This window comes from Streptomyces sp. T12 (assembly GCF_028736035.1).
In the GTDB taxonomy this organism is placed as follows: Bacteria; Actinomycetota; Actinomycetes; order Streptomycetales; family Streptomycetaceae; genus Streptomyces.
This window is the reverse complement of record NZ_CP117866.1, coordinates 8,189,428-8,206,584: the sequence shown is the minus strand read 5'-3', so window position 1 is coordinate 8,206,584 and position 17,157 is coordinate 8,189,428. Positions and strand designations below refer to the sequence as shown.

Below are 17,157 nucleotides of genomic sequence, written 5' to 3'. Positions count from 1 at the left end.
GCCGACGTAACTCCTCATGATCAAGGGATGTGACATCGACGTAACGGGCAATTCGTACGCTTCATGCATCACCCCGACCGCCGGAGAAGGGCAGCGTGTGACCGAGACCACCTCCACGACCCAGGTCCGGACGGTCTGCACGTACTGCGGGGTCGGCTGCGGAATCCTGCTGGACGTCGGGATGGGGCCGGACGGGCGGCGTACGGTGCTGAAGGCCTCCGGCGACAAGGCGCACCCGGCGAACGCCGGCCGGCTGTGCACCAAGGGCGCGACCACGGCCGAGATGCTCGCCGCACCCGGTCGGCTGACGAACGCGCTGGTCAGGGACGACCGAGGCGAGGAGCCGGTGCCCTCCCCGGCCGCCGATGCCGTGGCCGAGACCGCCCGCCGGCTCCGCTCGATCATCGACGAGCACGGGCCGGACGCGGTCGCCTTCTATGTGTCCGGGCAGATGAGCCTGGAGGCCCAGTACCTCGCGAACAAGCTGGCCAAGGGATTCATCCGCACCAACCAGATCGAGTCGAACTCGCGGCTCTGCATGGCCAGCGCGGGCATGGGATACAAGCTGTCCCTCGGCGCCGACGGGCCGCCCGGGTCGTACGAGGACTTCGAGAAGGCGGACGTCTTCCTGGTCATCGGCTCGAACATGGCCGACTGCCACCCCATCCTCTTCCTGCGGATGATGGAGCGGGTCAAGGCGGGCGCGAAACTCATCGTGGTCGATCCGCGACGCACCGCCACCGCCGCCAAGGCCGATCTGTTCCTCCAGGTCAAGCCGGGCACGGACCTCGCCCTGCTCAACGGCCTGCTGCACCTGCTGATCGAGAACGGTCACACCGACCCCGACTTCATCGCCGCCCACACCGACGGCTGGGAGGCGATGCCCGCCTTCCTCGCCGACTACACGCCGGGCGCCGTCGCCGAGATCACCGGACTCGCCGAGGACGACCTTCGCACCGCCGCCCGGCTGATCGGTGAGGCGGGCGAGTGGATGAGCTGCTGGACGATGGGGCTCAACCAGTCCACGCACGGCACCTGGAACACGAATGCCCTGGTCAACCTGCATCTGGCCACGGGGGCCATCTGCCGTCCGGGCTCCGGGCCCTTCTCCCTGACCGGGCAGCCCAACGCCATGGGCGGGCGTGAGATGGGGTACATGGGGCCGGGGCTGCCGGGGCAGCGGTCCGTCCTCGTCGACGCCGAGCGGACCTTCGTCGAGGAGCTGTGGGAGCTGCCGCCGGGCACGCTGCGCGCCGACGGGGTGGGCAAGGGCACCGTCGAGATGTTCCAGAAGATGGCCGACGGGGAGATCAAGGCCTGCTGGATCATCTGCACCAACCCCGTCGCCTCGGTCGCCAATCGCCGCACCGTCATCGAGGGGCTGGAGGCCGCCGAGTTCGTCGTCACGCAGGACGTCTTCGGCGAGACCGAGACCAACGCGTACGCCGATGTCGTGCTGCCCGGCGCCCTGTGGACCGAGGGCGAGGGCGTCTTCGTCAACAGCGAGCGCAATCTGACACTGACCCGGCCGGTGGCCGACCCGCCCGGAGAGGCGATGGCCGACTGGCGGATCATCGCGGCCGTCGCGTGCGCGATGGGGTACGAGAAGGGGTTCTCCTACGACAGCGCCGAGGACGTCTTCGAGGAGATACGCCGGGCCTGGAACCCGGTGACCGGCTGGGATCTGCGCGGGGTGACGTACGAGCGGCTGCGCACCACGCCGGTGCAGTGGCCGGCCGCCGACGTGGGCGGGCCGGCGCGCAATCCCATCCGGTACGTCGACGCGGACGGCGAGCTGCGGTTCCCGACCGCGAGCGGGCGGGGTGTCTTCCACGCCCGGCCGCACATGCCGGCCGCCGAGATGCCGGACGACGACTACCCCTTCGTGCTGAACACGGGGCGGGTGCAGCACCAGTGGCACACGCTGACCAAGACCGGAAGGGTCGCCAAGCTCAACAAGCTGAACCCGGGGCCGTTCGTGGAGATGCATCCGCAGGACGCGCGTGAGCTGGGGATCGCCGACGGGGACCGGGTGGAGGTCGCCTCGCGGCGGGGGCGGGCGGTGCTGCCGGCGGTGGTGACCGATCGGGTGCGGCCGGGGGACTGTTTCGCTCCGTTCCACTGGAACGACCTGTTCGGGGAGTATCTGAGCATCAACGCGGTGACGAGCGACGCCGTGGATCCGATCTCCTTCCAGCCCGAGTTCAAGGTGTGCGCCGTATCGCTGGCCAAGGTCAACGAGCCGGCGCCGCCTCCGGCTCCGATGCCGGCCTCGATGCAGCCCGCCGAGGTCATCGTCCCGACCGCCGTCACCCCGGGCGCCAACCCGTTCGGGCTCGACCCCGCCCCGCCGCCCGTCCTGACCGCCCAGGAACGCCTCTATCTGACCGGCTTCCTCGCCGGCATCGAGACCGGCGCGCCCGGCATCCCTGTCCTGCCGCCGGACGCGCCCTTCAGCCCCGAGCACGCGATGTGGGTCAACGGCGTCCTCGCCGGCATGTACTCACGGTCGGCCGCCCAGCCCGCCGACGTGCGCCGGCCCGGCCGCGAGGTCGTCGTGCTGTGGGCCTCGCAGACCGGGAACGCCGAGGAATTCGCCGGATCCGTGGCCGAGCGGCTCTCCGCCGACGGGCACCGGGCGACCCTCGTCGGCATGGACGACACCGACCCGGGCACGCTGCCGTCCGGAGCCGACCTGCTGCTGATCACCAGCACGTTCGGCGACGGCGACGCGCCCGACAACGGGTCGGGCTTCTGGGACACGCTGTCCGAGGAGGGGGCTCCCCGGCTGGACGGAGTGCGGTACGCCGTGCTCGCCTTCGGCGACTCCTCGTACGACGACTTCTGCGGGCACGGGCGGCGGCTCGATGCCCGGCTGGACGAGCTGGGCGCGGTGCGCCTGGCACCCCGTACGGATTGCGAACCGGACTACGAGCCGTCCGCCGGTGTGTGGCTCGACCAGGTCCTCACGGCACTGGACGGCACGGACGTACCCGCGGCCGAGAAGCCGAAGGCCACGAAGGCCGGACCCAAGCCCGCCCCCACCACCGCCCGCCTCGTCGGCAACCGGCTGCTCAGCCTGCCCGGCGCGGGCAAGGAGGTGCGGCGCTTCACCTTCGACACGAGCGGGACCCCGCTGACGTACGAGGCGGGCGACGCGCTCGGCGTCCGTCCGGTCAACTCGCCCGCGCTGGTGGAGGAGTGGCTCGCGGTGACGGGCGTCGACGGCTCGACCGCCGTGCAGTTGGACGGCGTCGGTGAGGTCTCCTTCGCCGAGGCCCTGCACCGGCACCTCGACATCACGAAGATCACCTCGGACCTGCTCCGCTTCGTCGCCGAGCGCGTCCGTGACGACCGGGAGTTGCGCCGGCTGCTGCGGCCCGACAACAAGGACGGTCTGGCGCAGTGGAGTTGGGGGCGGCAGGCGGTGGACGTCCTCGCCGAACACCCCGTGCGGGCGGGCGCCGAGGAGTGGGCCGGGGTGCTCAGGAAGCTCCAGCCGCGCCTGTACTCGATATCGTCCAGCCCGCTCGTCGACCCGCACAGCGTCTCGCTGACGGTCTCCGTTGTGCGGTACGAGAACCTGCACGGCCGGCCGCGCGGCGGGGTCTGCTCGCCCTTCCTCGCCGACGCCGAGCCGGACACCGAGGTGCCGGTGTTCGTGCAGCGCTCCCCGCACTTCCGGCCGCCCGCGGACGCCTCCACGCCGATGGTCATGGTCGGCCCGGGTACGGGCGTCGCGCCCTTCGTCGGCTTCCTGCAGGAGCGGGACGCGCTCGGGCACAAGGCGCCCAACTGGCTGTTCTTCGGGGAGCAGCACCGGGCCAGCGACTTCTACTACGAGGACGAGCTGACCGCGCTGCTCGACGGGGGCGCTCTCGCCCGGCTCGACACCGCCTTCTCCCGCGACCAGCGCAACAAGGTGTACGTCCAGGACCGGATGCGCGAACACGGCCCGGAGCTGTGGCGCTGGCTCCAGGACGGCGCCCACTTCTACGTCTGCGGCGACGCCTCACGCATGGCCAAGGACGTGGACCAGGCGCTCAGGGACATCGCGGTCGCGCACGGCGGGCTGGCGGAGGCCGAGGCGTCGGCGTACGTGAAGCAGCTGGCGGCGGCGAAGCGGTACGTCCGAGACGTCTACTGACCGCCGCCGGGGCGGCCCCCGCAGGCCCCGGGGATCTCTCACCTGCCTCACACCGGACTCTTCACCTCCGTCGGCGCCGCGCTCACCAGGCGTGATTACCGTCCGGTTCCGTGCAGTTGGCAGAACAGCAGCTGGTGACGCCCGGCCGACGGACGCAGTGGTCGGTGCCCGCCACGATCCTGGAACCCCCCGCCCAGTGGCACCGCGTCCTGACCCTCCTCGCGGACATCAGCCTCTTCATCGGCACGCGCGCGATCTGGACGCAGGCGGCCGGCCACCGGCTCGTCGTGGCCGCGGCCATCTCGGTGTGCTACGCCTCGATCCTGGTCTGTGGCGTGCTGGCACTGGTCGTACGGCGGGCGAGGTCGCTGGCCCGCGTCGACCTCTGTGTCCTGGTGACCGCCGTGACGCTGACGCTCTGCGCGTGGGCGATGAACCACGCGGGCAGCGACGAGGCGATCCTCACCACCCAGGCCGCCCGGGAACTGGTCGCCGGGCACCCCGTCTACGGGCAGCCGTGGCCCTGGCTCTTCGGCCACGGCGTCGCGCTCACCCCGACGGTGACGGGCGGCTACGACTTCACGTACGGCTATCCGCCGCTGGCCCCGCTGCTGACGGCACCGCTGCTGTGGCTGGGGCACGGGGGCATGCCCGCCATCGCGGTGAGCACGGCCGCCCTCGTCGCCGGCGCCGTCGTGCTGTGGCGGATGCTGCCCACGCCGTGGCGGTCGGCGGCGACCATGGCGTACCTGGGCTTCGGCTTCCTGCCCTCGTACGGCCGCCTCGGCTATCCGGCGATCGTGGCGCTGGCCCTGCTGGTGCCGGTGGTGGTGCGGTGGCCGCGGATCGGGCGGGGCGGGCGGCTCGGGGCCGGGGGGCTGGCGCGGGCGGCGTGTCTGGGGGCGGCGTGCGCGGCGCAGCAGCTGCCGTGGTTCGTCGCGCCGTTCCTGCTGGCCGGGATCTACGCCGTGCGGCGCGGGGAGCTGGGCGGGCGGGCGGCGGCGCTGGTGGTGGCGCGGATCGCCGGGGCCGCCGGCGTCGTATGGCTGTTGCTCAACGCGTACTTCGTCGTGAGCGAGCCCGGCACCTGGATCCGGGGCATCGCGCTGCCGCTGACGCAGGGCGCGGTGATCCACGGGCAGGGTGTGGTCGGCATCTCGCTGTACTTCACCGACGGCAGCGACCGGCTCGACTGGTACGCGCACGCGAGCATGCTGCTGGCGGCGGGGCTGCTCGCGCTCTTCGTGCTGTTCGTGCGGCGGCTGGGGCCCGCGGCGACCGTCCTGCCGTGGTGCGCGTTCTTCCTGGCGACCCGGTCGCAGGACGGCTACTACCTGATGATGACGCCGCTGTGGCTGGCGGCGGCGATCACCACGCCCGCGTCGGAGTTCGCCACCGCCTGGCAGCCGCGCCCCGGGGTGTTCCGCCGGCGTCCGGCGCGGATCGCGGCGGCCGCGCTGCTGCTCGCCCCGGCCCTGGCGAGCGCGGCATGGGCGGCGACCGGGACGCCGCCGCTGGGGATGCGGGTGACGGCGGCACGTTGGGCGACGCCAACTTCCGTGAGCCGACTGGCGGTTGAGGTCACCAACAGGGACGCCGCCGCCCTGACGCCTCACTTCACCGTCACCACGGGCCAGGGCATGAACCAGTACTGGACGGTCGTACGCGGACCGGCCGCGGTGCCCGCTCACACGACCGAGCTCTACGAACTCCGGGCGCCCGCAGGGCGGTTCGTCCTCCCCCGGCCGGGCGTACGGATCCGGCTGCGGGCGTTCACGGCCGTACCGCAGACGCTGTCGAGCGCCGACGTCAGGCTGCCGCGGTCCGGGTGAAGCGGAGCGTGCCGGCGACCGTGGTCAGGCCGCGGATCATGCCGAGCTGGTTCCAGCCCATGCCGAACTGGTCGCGGTCGACGGTGAACTCGGTGTCCAGGGTGAGCGCGTCGGCGTCCGCGCCGACGAGGCGGGCGGTGAAGGACTTGGGGCGGCTGATGCCACGGACGGTGAGCTGACCGACGACGTGCACGGTGTCGTCGGCGCGGAGTTCGGCGCTGCGGACCGAGAAGGTGATCTCGGGGTGGTGGGCGGCGTCGAAGAAGTCGGCGGCGCGCAGATGCTCGTCACGCTTGGCGTTGCGGGTGTCCAGGGAGGCGACGTCCAGGGTGATCGTGCCTGTGGCGGAGCCGTCGGGGCGTACCTCGCCGTCGCCGGTGACGGCGGCGAAGGTGCCCTTCACGGTGACCAGGCCCCAGAAGGTCTTGTGCCGGAGGGCGACGGTGGAGGCGGCGGGGTCGAGCTGCCAGGTTCCGGTTTCGACGGCGACGGTCATGATCTTTCACTCCTGAGCATCGGGGGGAGTCATCGGGGGCTGTAGTCCAAATTTGGATGACCACACGCTAGCCGATACTCCAATTTTGAACAACAGCTACACTCGAAATCATGGCCGACCTCTCCGAATGCCCCTCCGCCTCCGGCGACGGACTGCTGCCCGTCGAGCTGCACGCCTGGATGCTGATGCTGGCCGCGACGGGAGCCGTCGAGCAGGAGCTGCGCAACGTCGTCAAGGAACGGCTGGACGTCTCGCACGACGAGTTCCTGGTCCTGTGCCTGCTCGCCGCGGACCCCGGCCAGGCGCTGCGCATGACGCGGATCGCCGAGCTCCTGGGCCGCCCCAAGACCCGGCTCACCTACCAGATCGCCTGCCTCCAGCACGCCGGCCTGGTCACCCGCAAGTCGGTGTGCGGCGACAAGCGGGGCGTCGAGGTCGCCCTCACCGAGAAGGCCCGGGGCCTGATCAAGGAGGCCTCCGGGGTCCTCGCCGAGACGGTCAAGGAGGCGCTGGCGCGGTTCATGGGGCCCACCCAGCGCGAGGCGATGTGCGCGCTGATGCCCGACTTCGCGGCGGAGGCGAAGCCGGAGTAGTCGCCGTAGCAGCAGCCGGAGCAGTCGCCGGTGCGGTCGCGGGTACCCGGGCGGTCCCCGCACCGACACCGAGGAGGGGTTTGGAGCTGCTGCCGCCGGAGTGCCTTCAAGTGTGTTCTGGTGAGCGGGAGTGAGTGGCGGTGGCCGGGTCCTGCGGGCGGAGCTGGAGCTGGTGCCGGTGGTGAAGGAACGCACGCTGGTGGTGCTGGGGTTCGGGGACATCGCGCTCGCCGCGGACGCCGTACCGGCGATCCTGCCGTACGAGCCGATCGCGCTGGAGGGCGTCGACCGTCATCTGATCTACGACGAGCGGCTCAAGCACCTCAATCAGCAGGCGATCGACCAACTGCCCGAGGGGAACGCCTTCTTGATGGTGCAGTTCGGCGCCGAGACCGTCGAGGAGGCCGACGAGCACGCCCACCAGATGCTGGACGCCCCAGGCCGGGGTCGACGCGGAGCGACTGGATTCCGGCTGCTGCGGCCTCGCCGGCAACTTCGGCTTCGAGCAAGGCCACCTGGAGGTCAGCCGGGCCTGCGCGGAACGCGTCCTGCTGCCGCGGCTGCGGGAGGAGGACGCCGGCACCGTGGTCCTCGCGGAACTGCTGGCATCGGCGCTGCCCGCGTACGGGGTTGCCCCGGGCGCCCGGCCGACGCCTTCGGGGCGTGGCGCGCGGGCGCTGGCGCTCGCTTCTGCCGGCGTGGCGGCGGGCGGGGCGGCTGCGGGGGTGGTTGGGGTGGCTCGGATGGTTCGGGGGTGGCGCGGCTGATCGGCGGGGCGGGAGGGCCCGAGGGAAGCGCGAGGCTCAGACGCAGGGCGGTGGACGGGAGCCCGGGGCTCGGGTGGCTCGTGCTCCAGTCCTCCGCCTCGGCCAAGTGCCGCTGGTCAGGCGGAGGGTGCCCCGTCGAGGACCTCCACCCGGCCGGTGTCGAGGGAGTAGTAGGCGCTGACGACGGCCAGGCCGCCCTTCTTCACGAGCGGGGCGAGGGCGGGGTCGGTGCGCAGGCCGGCGGCCGTCTGCTGAGCGTGGACGCGGATCATGGCGTCGACCGGGTCATCGTGCTTCACCTTGGATATGACCTCGTACGCCGGGCGGACCGCCTCGGCGATCGACTGGAGGTTGCCCGGCAGCGGCTTGCGCTCCTTCAGGGCCTTGTACGACGCCTTGACCGCACCGCAGTTCTCGTGCCCGAGCACGACGATCAGCGGGGTGCCCGAGGTCACGGGCCCGTACTCGACGGAACCGGTGACCACCGGGGCGACCACCTGACCGCCGGTGCGTATCGCGAACAGGTCGCCGATCCCGGTGTCGAAGACCATCTCCGGCGGCACCCGGGAGTCGATGCACGAGACGATGACGCTGTACGGGTCCTGCTCCTCTTCGACGGCCTCGCGCCGGTCGAGACTCTGGTTGGGACGCTGGAGCGTCCCGTTCACCCAGCGCTTGTTGCCGTCCAGCAGCCGCGCGAGCGCCGCGGAGGGCGTCTCGGGGGGCGCGCCCACGGACGCCGGCGGAGTCACCGCCGCCACGGCCGACGTCTTCGGTACCGAGCCGTTGTCCGAAGTCGAACAGCCCGTGATCACGGCCGCGGTCGCCACGAGCCCTCCGGTGAGAACGGCTCGACGCTGCGGTTGCGAGACACTGCCCATGGCACGCTTCCCTTCTGGTGTTTCCCCTGGTGGGGCGGGTGATGCCACTGTTTCGAAACAGCGGTTAACGCCCGTACAGGGCAGATGCAGGGGACGGGAAGCGCGCATCCAAATCGCGGAGAGCGGTGGCCGCGCCGTGCCGAACGTTCCAGGGCCGACCGGCGTCATAGCGGTAACTGTCTTCGAGGGGGCCTCCGCCATGACCGCCGTACCGCTCGCTGCCCGTGCCGTGTCCCAAGTCGCACTGATCGCAGGGATGGTCTGCGCGATCGCCGCCTGCGGCACCGGGACGCCGGCGACATCGGCGACACGCCCACCTCGGCCAGGTGGCAGGAGCCCGCCTCGTACAGCTACACGCTCGGCTCGAGCGGAGGGGAGCGGGGCCTGCTCGGCACCTTCCGGATCACCGTCCGCGACGGGGCCGTGGCCGAGGCGGTGGGCCTGGACGACAGCAGCCGACGCGTGGTCGAGGACATCCCCGACGCGGTGCCCACCATCGGGGCACTCCTCGACGAACTCGACCAGGCGCGACGGGACGACGCGGACACCGCCGAGGCGCAGTACGCGGCCGACGGGCATCCAGTGCGGATCTCCCTGGACTGGGAGGAGAACGCGATCGACGACGAGGCCCTCTACCTCATCAGCGCCTACGCGCCGGCCGACGGCCGGCGCGTCAGCCGCTGAACGGGTCAGCCGTCGAAGCGCCGCCGCGATTCAGCGACGGTTGCTCCGCGTTCATTTCGCGGAACTCGATCGAGTCAGACCCGCGTAGCGGTGTGCGACTCCGCCGGGAAGCAGGTACTCGGCCAGCAGGTTGCCGGCGCGGCGGGACGGCAACCCCATGTCGTGCAGGAGTTCGTCCGCGCAGTGGATGTCGTAGGGGCCGAAGTCGTAGCCGCCGGAGCCCGGCAGCACCCGCTCCTGCCAGGCCAGGCGAGCGTCGATGGCCTCCCGCATCTCCTGCTCGCTCGGGGCGGAGCGCAGGGTCGACAGGAAATGACTGGTCAGCCAGTGCGCGGTGAGTTCCACGCCCATGATGTTGTTGAAGACCTGCCGGAAACCGACGAACCCCAGCTGGGCGGCGCCGGGCGGCACGATGCCTCGGTAGAGCCGCAGCCGCCCTGCGGAGTCGTGCACGGGGACGCTCGGATCCAGGAACGGGAAGACTTTGTGGTGCCCCGTGGCGAACACGATGACGTCCGCCGTCACTTCCTCGCCGGTATCCAGTCGCAACCCGCTGTCGGTGTACGCCTCGACGGCACTGACCTTGGCGGCGATCAGGCCGCGGCGGACGGCTCGCACGTAGCCGCGTGGCATCACGCCCGCGTGGGCCAGGTGGAAGGGGAGCGGGTGAGCGGGCCGCAGGTGCCGCGGCAGCCGGTACAGCCCGGTGGAGAACAGCATGTCGCGGGTGATGAGCCGCCACAGAGCCCGCTTGACCCGCTCGTCGATGCGGTCGATAGGACGGACGCAGGCCGGATCGTGGTAGCGGGGCAGGAGCGCCTCACCGAACCGGCTGAACAGGATCCACTTGTAGCCGACCAGGCCGAGCAGGAGCCTCTCGGGGACCATCCAGTTCACCTTGCGCTGCACGAGGGTGGCCGAGGCCGCCTCACGTGCGGCGCGGGTGACCAGGTCCAACGCGGACTTGCCGCCCCCCACGACGACCACGCGCCGGCCGGTGAACGTCCCGGCCCGCACCTCGTTGGAGTGCAGCACGGTCCCGCCGAACAACTCACGCCCGGGCAGCTCGGGCACGTGGGCATGATGGTGAGCCCCGCTGGCGACGACGACGTAGTCGAATCTTTCGCGCTGAACCTCCGCCGCCTTGTCACCGGCGGGCCGGGAGTCGATCGTCCAGCCGGAGGCGCCCAGCCGTCCGGGCCCCTCCACCGCCCGGATGGAGATCACCTCGGTGCCGGGTCGGACACGGTCCAGCACACCGAAGGTCTCGGCGTACGTCTCCAGGTAGCGTTGCGTGTCCACCGCACCGGCGAAGTGCAGGCGGTTGGGCAGGTCCGCGAATGCGAACAGGCGGAGCGCGGCCTGGTTGGCCAGCCCGTCGTAGCAGCCTTGCGCCGACCAGATCCCGCCGACCTGCTGGTACTTGTCGAGGACCGTGACGTCGAAGCCGTTCTCCAGCAGCACCTTGGCGGTGACGATTCCCCCGGGGCCGGCCCCGACCACACACGCTCTCATCCGCTGTCACGCTCCTTGGGTGATCGGTGTCAACTTCCCTTTGTCGGTACCACAGTTGCGGGTGCGGGACCGTCGGGGCGGACCGTGATGCCGTACCTCGCCCCCGCGGGGGTGGAGGAGAAGGCCGGGGTGTGGAACGGCAGCAGGTGTTCGAGCAGGACGGTCGATTCGCGGAGCGCGAATTGCAGACCGAGGCAGGCGCGGGGGCCGATGCCGAACGGGAAGTAGGCACCCGGGTGAGCGGGTCGGCCGTCCGGGGCGGTGAAGCGCCGGGGGTCGAAGTGCTCTGGCTCCGGCCACAGTTCGGGGTCGCGGTGGGTGAGGTACGGGCATACGAGGATGTCGGTGCCCGCCTCGACGGTGTGGCCGGCGAGGGTGTCGGCCTCGGTGGCGTGGCGGGGCAGGAGCCAGGCGGAGGGGTAGAGCCGGAGCGTCTCGTGGAGCAGGGCCTGGATGGCCTGGCGGCGTTGCGGTGAGCCTTCGTCGCCGGCCGCGAGAGCTTGTTCGCGGGCGGCGGGGTGCTGGTCGAGGAGGAGGTAGAGCCAGGTCAGGGTGGTCGCGGTGGTCTCGTGCCCGGCGGCGAGCAGCGTGACCAGTTCGTCGCGGATCAGCCGGTCGGAGTATTCGGGGCGCTCGGTGGCGGCGTCGGTCAGGACGTGCACGAGGCCGGGGCCGTCGGGACCGGCTGCCCCGCTGCGGGCGGCCTCGATGGCACGCCGGGCGACGGCGTCGATCCGGGCGAGGTCGGCGGCGACGGCGTCCTGGGCTTCGGTGATGTCGGCGGGCAGGGTCGGAATGGCGGTCGCCACGGCCTCCACGGCGGTCAGTTCGCGCTCGGTCCCTACGTCGAGGGCGTGCCCGGTGAGGGAGCGCCAGATGGCGTCGAGGGCGAAACGGTGCATCTCCCGCCCGACGTCGAAGGTCTCCCCGGTACGGGCGTACCCGTCCCAGCGCTCGGCGGTGGTCCGCGCGGCCGCGGTGATCCGCTGCTCGTAGCGGCGCATCCCGGTGCCGGTGAACTGGGACTGCAACAGGCGACGTTGCCGCTTCCACGCCTCGCCGGTGGCGGCCATGACGCCGTCGCCGATCAGCAGGCGGGCGCGGTGGGAGCGCTTGACGTACCGCTCCGGGTGCCGGGCGAGGACGTGCTGGACCGCCGTCGGGTCGGTGACGAGAACGGTGGGAGCCGGTCCGATCCGGAACGCGGCGACGCCGCCCACCCGCTCGCGCACCTGGGCCAGCAGCTCGACCAGTTCACCTCCCCCCGAACGCCACCGCTCCACGAGCCCCGGCTCGGCTTCGGGGACCGGCCGCCGCGTTCCGCGAACGCCGGGCGTGGAGGCGGGGCCGGCTTGGGTTTCCATGTTTCTCTCCTGGTCAACCGCTGGGCTCGGCCGTGGACTTGGCCGCACCGGAGTACTGGCACCACGGACTGTACGGGAGCAGGCACATCCGGTGACAGTCCGCGTCAACGCGGCCGCTTCATGTGCTGGACAGCCCGGCGTCGGTACGGGCGCGGGCAGTTCAGGCTGTTGCCCGTGGACCGGGAGCCCCACGGCCGTCTCGGACCGTCGGGTCCCAGAGGCCGCCGGCCTCGTCGCGGGCGAGGTGCTCGGCGTAGACGCCGACCTTCCAGGCGATGACGGAACGGCACTCCTCCAGCGCCTGTATCTGCTCCTCGACGCGCTGCTGATGGGCGTCGAGGAGCTGCAGGCGCTCGGCCTCGTTGCCCGGACCGCGCCGCACCAGCTCGGCGAACTGCTTGAGGTCGGCCAGCGGCATGCCGGATTCCCGCAGTCTGACGCAGATCAGCAGCCAGTCGACGTCGGCGGCGGTGTATCGCCGTCGGCCGCCCGCGGTGCGCCGGACCGGTCCGACCAGCAGGCCCTCGCGCTCGTAGAAGCGCAGTGCGTGCACGCTGAGTCCGGTCCGCTCGGCTACTTGGCCGATGCTCAGTGGCTCCGCGGGGGTCTCGGTAGTCGCCATGCCGACCAGCCTAGGACTTGATCTAGACCTCGCTCCAGATCGTAGCGTCGTCGGCATGACCACCACTGATCAGCGGCCGCTCGGCTCGCCCTTCTCCGCCACCAGCACCGCCGAGGACGTCATGGCCGGGCTCGACCTTTCGGCCATCACCGCCGTCGTGACCGGGGGTTACTCCGGACTCGGGCTGGAGACCACCCGGGGCCTGGCCGCCGCCGGGGCCCGAGTCATCGTTCCGGCACGTCGGCCCGGCATCGCCCACGCCGCACTCAAGGATGTGGACGGCTACGAAGTCGTCCCCATGGACCTGGCGGACCTCGACAGCGTGCGCAGCGCCGCCGCGCAGATCAGCGACTGCCTCGACCGGCTCGACCTGCTCATGGCCGTCGCCGGCGTCATGGCCACCCCGGAGCGGCGCGTCGGACCGGGCTGGGAAGGCCAGTTCGCCGTCAACCACTTCGGACACTTCACGCTCGTCTGCGAGCTCTACCCGCTCCTCGCCGCCGGTGACGGTGCGCGCGTCGTCGTCAACAGCTCCGCGGGGCACACCCTGACCGACATCCGCCGGCACGACCCGCACTTCCGCACCGGATACGACAAGTGGCTTGCCTACGGCCAGTCCAAGACCGCCAACTCCCTGTTCGCCGTGCATCTCGACACCCTCGGGCGCGACGACGGCATCCGGGCGTTCGCCCTCCACCCGGGCAAGATCATTACCGGCCTCCAGCGAGAGATGACGCTCCAGGAGCAGATCGACCGTGGATGGGTGGACGAGCAGGGCAACGTGATCGGTGCCGACTTCAAGACACCTTCCCAAGGCGCCGCCACCGGTCTGTGGGCGGCCACGTCCGCACTCCTCGACGGCCGCGGCGGGCTCTACCTCGAAGACTGCGACGTCGCGCGCGTCTCCGCCCCCGCCGAGCCCATGGACGACGGCGGCGTCCGCGCGTACGCCATCGCCCCGGACGCGGCGGCACAGCTGTGGGACCTGTCCGCCGCGGCGACCGGCGCCGCCGTCCCGGTCACTCGATGAACAGAGCCACCGCCCGCGCCGCAGCCCCAAGATCACGACCCGTACGCTCGTGACCATGGTCCAGCATCGAATGGTCGACGTGAACGGGGTCCGACTGCACATGGCCGAGGAAGGCGAAGGCCCCCTCGTAGTGCTCCTGCACGGCTTCCCCGAGTCATGGCACTCCTGGCGCCACCAGTTCGGCCCGCTGGCCGCCGCGGGCTTCCGCGTGGTCGCCCCCGACCAGCGTGGCTACGGGCGCAGCGACCATCCCGACGACGTCGACGCGTACACCATCCTCCACCTGGTCGGCGACGTCGTCGGGCTGATCCGGGCGCTGGGCGAGGAGAAGGCGTACGTCGTCGGGCACGACTGGGGCGCGCCGGTCGCCTGGCACACCGCACTCCTGCGGCCGGACATGGTGCGCGCGGTGGCCGGCCTGAGCGTGCCGCCGCCCTCCCGGGGGACGGAGCCTCCGCTGACCGTCATGGACAAGAGGTTCGGCGGGCGCTTCTACTGGAACTACTTCAACCGTCCCGGTGTCGCCGACGCCGAGTTCGCGAAGGACACGCGCACCGCGTTGCGGAAGTTCCTCCACTCGGCTTCCGGCGACGTGCCCGGCGACGTCAAGCAGCCGCTGGTCGACCCCGAGCGGGGCTGGCTCTCGGCCATGCCGGACCCTGAAGTACTGCCGTCGTGGCTCACCGAGGACGATCTCGACGCGCTGACCGAGAGCTTCTCCAGGGGCTTCACGGGCGCGCTCAACTGGTACCGCAACCTCGACCGCAACTGGGAACTGACCGCACCGTGGGACGGCGCCGTCGTCACCCCACCCGCCCTTTACATCTACGGCGACCGCGACCCCGTACCCGCCTTCCCCGGCACCCCCGAACTCATCGAAAGCCTCCCCGCCCGCATGCCCAACCTGCGGCGCGAGCCCCTCGAACTGACGGGCTGCGGACACTGGACCCAGCAGGAACGCCCGGACGAGGTGAACGCGGCGCTCATCGAATTCCTGGAAGGTGAAGCACTCCTGGCGGGAGAGGGGCTGTCCAGCACCGACGGGCGGTAGGCGCTGCTGGGGCTGATTGGGACTGCTGGCGCTGCTGGCGCTGCTGATTGCCGCGCCGTCGACGAAGGCGCGTCAGTGGTGGTGGCCGTGTCGGCCGAGGGTCTCCACGGGGGTCGCGCCGGGGCGGGTCCACTGCGGCACGGGGCGGCTGGTCGGGCCCCAGGTGGCGTTCCCGTCCGCGTCCGAGCGCCAGGACCAGCACGGGCCGCGCCCCTCGGGCCAGCCCTCGGGGTTGTCCTCCCACGCCTCGCCGCGGCCGTAGGGCGTCATGTCGAGCAGGCCGAGGGACCCGTTGACCCGCTCGTTGCCACGGCCCGTCGTGGAGTAGGTGAGGAACACGCGGTCGCCGTCGCGCAGGAAGCAGGTGAGGTAACCCATGTCGCCGCCGGCCGGCCCGTCCACGTCGCGCACCGAGTACCAGGGCTGGGTGTAGCCCATGAACTCGACGTAGGAGGCCACCTCGTCCGGGCGGCCCGTGGTCAGGACGGCGAACGACACATCGCGGGCGTTGAGGTAGACGGCGTCCTTCAGGTGCCAGGCCGTGGTGGTGCAGCCCTCGCACTGCCCCTGGTGGGGCGCGCCGTCGTACCACATGTGCTTGTAGACCACGAGCTCGTCGCGCCCCTGGAACAGGTCCAGGAACGGGACCGGTCCGTCGGGTCCGACGACCTCGACCGTCCCGTCGAACTCCACCATCGGCAGTCGGCGCCGGGCCGCGGCGATGGCGTCGCCCTCGCGGGTGTGGGCCTTCTCGCGGACCAGCAGCTCGTCACGGGCGGTCTGCCAGGTGGCCAGGTCCACGACGGGCGGGCGGCCGGGCAGCGCGGTGGTCGGGTCATCCGGCGTGGTCGTCATGGTGTCCTCCGGGGTGTCTCGTGCCGGGCAGCGTCGTGCGGCGTTCTACGACGGTCACCAGAACAGACTCCCGACCCGGCCAAAACTCATCGCGGCGGGGCGACCTTCTGGTGGAGTTCCTTGAGGACCTCGAGGAATCCCGTCCTGCCCCATAGCTCCAGGCCCAGGACGGCGACGCCCACGGCCGTCATGTGCACGGCCCCCGTCAGGTCCTGGCGTCCAGACCGTCGAGTGCTTCTTGGACTGCGATGGCGTCGTGGTGTGCGTAGCCCAGCCGGGCGGGAATCGGTCTCTTGGCGCAGCGCGCCTCGGCAGAAAGCACTGAGACCGGCGACCGCCCCTCCACCGCACCGCATCACGCCGATCGAGGCCAGCGGCGCCGGTCAGCGCAGGTGTTGGTTCAGGAAGGAGATGACGGTGTTCCAGGTCGGGCTCACCGGACGGGAGGGTGTGGAGCGCCCGTCCCGTGCGGCCTCCTCGTAGGCGCCCTCGCGGGTCGCGTCGTCGGTGAGCATGTCGAAGAGCGTGCCGTGTGCCGCCTTCGGGAAGGAGATCATGCGCGCGTCGTGTCCCGTGGCGGCCAGCTTGTCGTACAGCAGTCGGCCCTGGTGGTACGGCACGAGGGCGTCCGGCTCACCGTGGAAGATCAGCGTGGGCGGGATGGGCCGCTTGCCGACGTAGGTGAGGGGGTTGGCGGCGGCGACCTTGGCGGGCGGGCACTCCGTGATGGTGCAGCCGAGGAGCCGCGACTCGGGGGAGCGCGGGTCGCTGTGGCAGCCGGTGATTCCCATGATGGCGTTGAACTCCTCGCAGTTGTCCGGCATGTGCGCGTCCATCTGGAGGAAGTCGGTCGGCGGGTAGAAGGGGATGGCGGCCTGTACGGCGCTGGAGGGGCCGCTGACGCCGACGTTGCCTTCCAGCGCGGGGTCGTCGCTGGTGACGGCGGCCATCGCGGTGGTCCAGCCGCCGGAGGAGTCGCCCATGATCCCGATGCGCTCGGGGTCGAGGTTGTACGCCTTCGCGTTGGCGCGCAGCCAGCGGATGGCGCCCTTGATGTCGTAGAGCTGGGACGGGAACTGGGCCTGGGAGCTGGAGCGGATGGACACGCCGGCGACGGCGTACCCGGCCGGGTTGAGCTCGGCGGCCACCTTCTCGGCGTCCCGGCGTCCGTTGTCCGCCAGCCAGGCGGAGCCGCGCGTCGAGATCACCAGCGGGACGGGCTTGTCGGACCGCGGCACGTACAGGTCGAGCAGGTGGCCCTCGGTGTGGGCGGGCTGGGCGGGTGCGTAGGCGAGGTCCTTCATGACATCCACCTTGGGA

Annotated in this window: 14 protein-coding genes; 6 read left to right on the top strand and 8 right to left on the bottom strand. The window is 71.5% G+C overall.

All coding sequences use genetic code 11. The features are described 5' to 3' along the window. Window positions 1–97: 97 nt before the first annotated feature. Together PBV52_RS36895 and PBV52_RS36890 are read left to right on the top strand one after the other, a co-directional pair. On the top strand, window positions 98–4,147 hold the full coding sequence (locus tag PBV52_RS36895; RefSeq protein ID WP_274244556.1) for a bifunctional nitrate reductase/sulfite reductase flavoprotein subunit alpha: 4,050 nt from the start codon (window positions 98–100) through the stop codon (window positions 4,145–4,147). A 131-nt stretch (window positions 4,148–4,278) separates the two neighbouring features. Beyond that, the gene (locus PBV52_RS36890) at window positions 4,279–5,979 is read left to right on the top strand and encodes a hypothetical protein (RefSeq protein WP_373922039.1); all 1,701 of its coding nucleotides are present in this window, start codon (window positions 4,279–4,281) and stop codon (window positions 5,977–5,979) included. Here the strand turns inward: PBV52_RS36890 and PBV52_RS36885 are convergent. Then, window positions 5,957–6,475 carry a YceI family protein gene (locus PBV52_RS36885; RefSeq protein WP_274244555.1) on the bottom strand — a complete coding sequence of 173 codons (519 nt, stop codon included), beginning with the start codon at window positions 6,473–6,475 and terminating at the stop codon, window positions 5,957–5,959. The genes PBV52_RS36890 and PBV52_RS36885 overlap by 23 nt on opposite strands. 110 nt (window positions 6,476–6,585) lie before the next feature. Between PBV52_RS36885 and PBV52_RS36880 the strand changes: the two genes are divergently transcribed. Further along, window positions 6,586–7,068, top strand: coding sequence for a MarR family winged helix-turn-helix transcriptional regulator (locus PBV52_RS36880; RefSeq protein WP_274244552.1), 483 nt, complete (start codon window positions 6,586–6,588; stop codon window positions 7,066–7,068). 106 nt (window positions 7,069–7,174) lie between these two features. Here the strand turns inward: PBV52_RS36880 and PBV52_RS36875 are convergent, their stop codons facing one another. Both PBV52_RS36875 and PBV52_RS36870 read right to left on the bottom strand, forming a co-directional pair. Next, complete coding sequence (locus PBV52_RS36875; protein ID WP_274244550.1) at window positions 7,175–7,561, bottom strand: hypothetical protein; 387 nt, start codon at window positions 7,559–7,561, stop codon at window positions 7,175–7,177. Window positions 7,562–7,951: 390 nt separating this feature from the next. Beyond that, a complete protein-coding gene (locus tag PBV52_RS36870) occupies window positions 7,952–8,665 on the bottom strand; it encodes a carbonic anhydrase (protein WP_274244548.1) in 714 nt (237 codons plus the stop codon). Window positions 8,666–8,800: 135 nt separating this feature from the next. Between PBV52_RS36870 and PBV52_RS36865 the strand changes: the two genes are divergently transcribed. Continuing rightward, the gene (locus PBV52_RS36865; RefSeq protein WP_274244545.1) at window positions 8,801–9,400 is read left to right on the top strand and encodes a DUF6174 domain-containing protein; all 600 of its coding nucleotides are present in this window, start codon (window positions 8,801–8,803) and stop codon (window positions 9,398–9,400) included. A 51-nt stretch (window positions 9,401–9,451) separates the two neighbouring features. Here PBV52_RS36865 and PBV52_RS36860 read toward each other — a convergent pair whose 3' ends face one another. The 3 genes from PBV52_RS36860 to PBV52_RS36850 all read right to left on the bottom strand — a co-directional run bounded on the left by PBV52_RS36860 (window position 9,452) and on the right by PBV52_RS36850 (window position 12,901). Then, window positions 9,452–10,915: an NAD(P)/FAD-dependent oxidoreductase gene (locus tag PBV52_RS36860; protein WP_274244543.1), complete on the bottom strand. Its 1,464-nt coding sequence runs from the start codon at window positions 10,913–10,915 to the stop codon at window positions 9,452–9,454. Window positions 10,916–10,944: 29 nt separating this feature from the next. Beyond that, window positions 10,945–12,279 carry a cytochrome P450 gene (locus tag PBV52_RS36855; protein WP_274244541.1) on the bottom strand — a complete coding sequence of 445 codons (1,335 nt, stop codon included), beginning with the start codon at window positions 12,277–12,279 and terminating at the stop codon, window positions 10,945–10,947. Between the two features lie 160 nt (window positions 12,280–12,439). Further along, window positions 12,440–12,901 (bottom strand): MerR family transcriptional regulator, encoded by a 462-nt coding sequence (locus PBV52_RS36850; protein ID WP_274244540.1) that lies wholly within the window; start codon window positions 12,899–12,901, stop codon window positions 12,440–12,442. A gap of 55 nt (window positions 12,902–12,956) precedes the next feature. Here PBV52_RS36850 and PBV52_RS36845 point away from each other — a divergent pair, with 55 nt between their 5' ends. Further along, window positions 12,957–13,931, top strand: coding sequence for an SDR family NAD(P)-dependent oxidoreductase (locus PBV52_RS36845; RefSeq protein ID WP_274244538.1), 975 nt, complete (start codon window positions 12,957–12,959; stop codon window positions 13,929–13,931). Between the two features lie 55 nt (window positions 13,932–13,986). After that, entirely contained in the window at window positions 13,987–14,982 is a 996-nt protein-coding gene (locus PBV52_RS36840; protein WP_274244536.1) for an alpha/beta fold hydrolase, read from the top strand. A 72-nt stretch (window positions 14,983–15,054) separates the two neighbouring features. Here PBV52_RS36840 and PBV52_RS36835 read toward each other — a convergent pair whose 3' ends face one another. Together PBV52_RS36835 and PBV52_RS36830 are read right to left on the bottom strand one after the other, a co-directional pair. Further along, complete coding sequence (locus tag PBV52_RS36835) at window positions 15,055–15,837, bottom strand: DUF899 domain-containing protein (RefSeq protein ID WP_274244534.1); 783 nt, start codon at window positions 15,835–15,837, stop codon at window positions 15,055–15,057. A gap of 383 nt (window positions 15,838–16,220) precedes the next feature. Continuing rightward, window positions 16,221–17,141 (bottom strand): alpha/beta hydrolase, encoded by a 921-nt coding sequence (locus PBV52_RS36830; RefSeq protein ID WP_274244531.1) that lies wholly within the window; start codon window positions 17,139–17,141, stop codon window positions 16,221–16,223. Window positions 17,142–17,157: the final 16 nt, after the last annotated feature.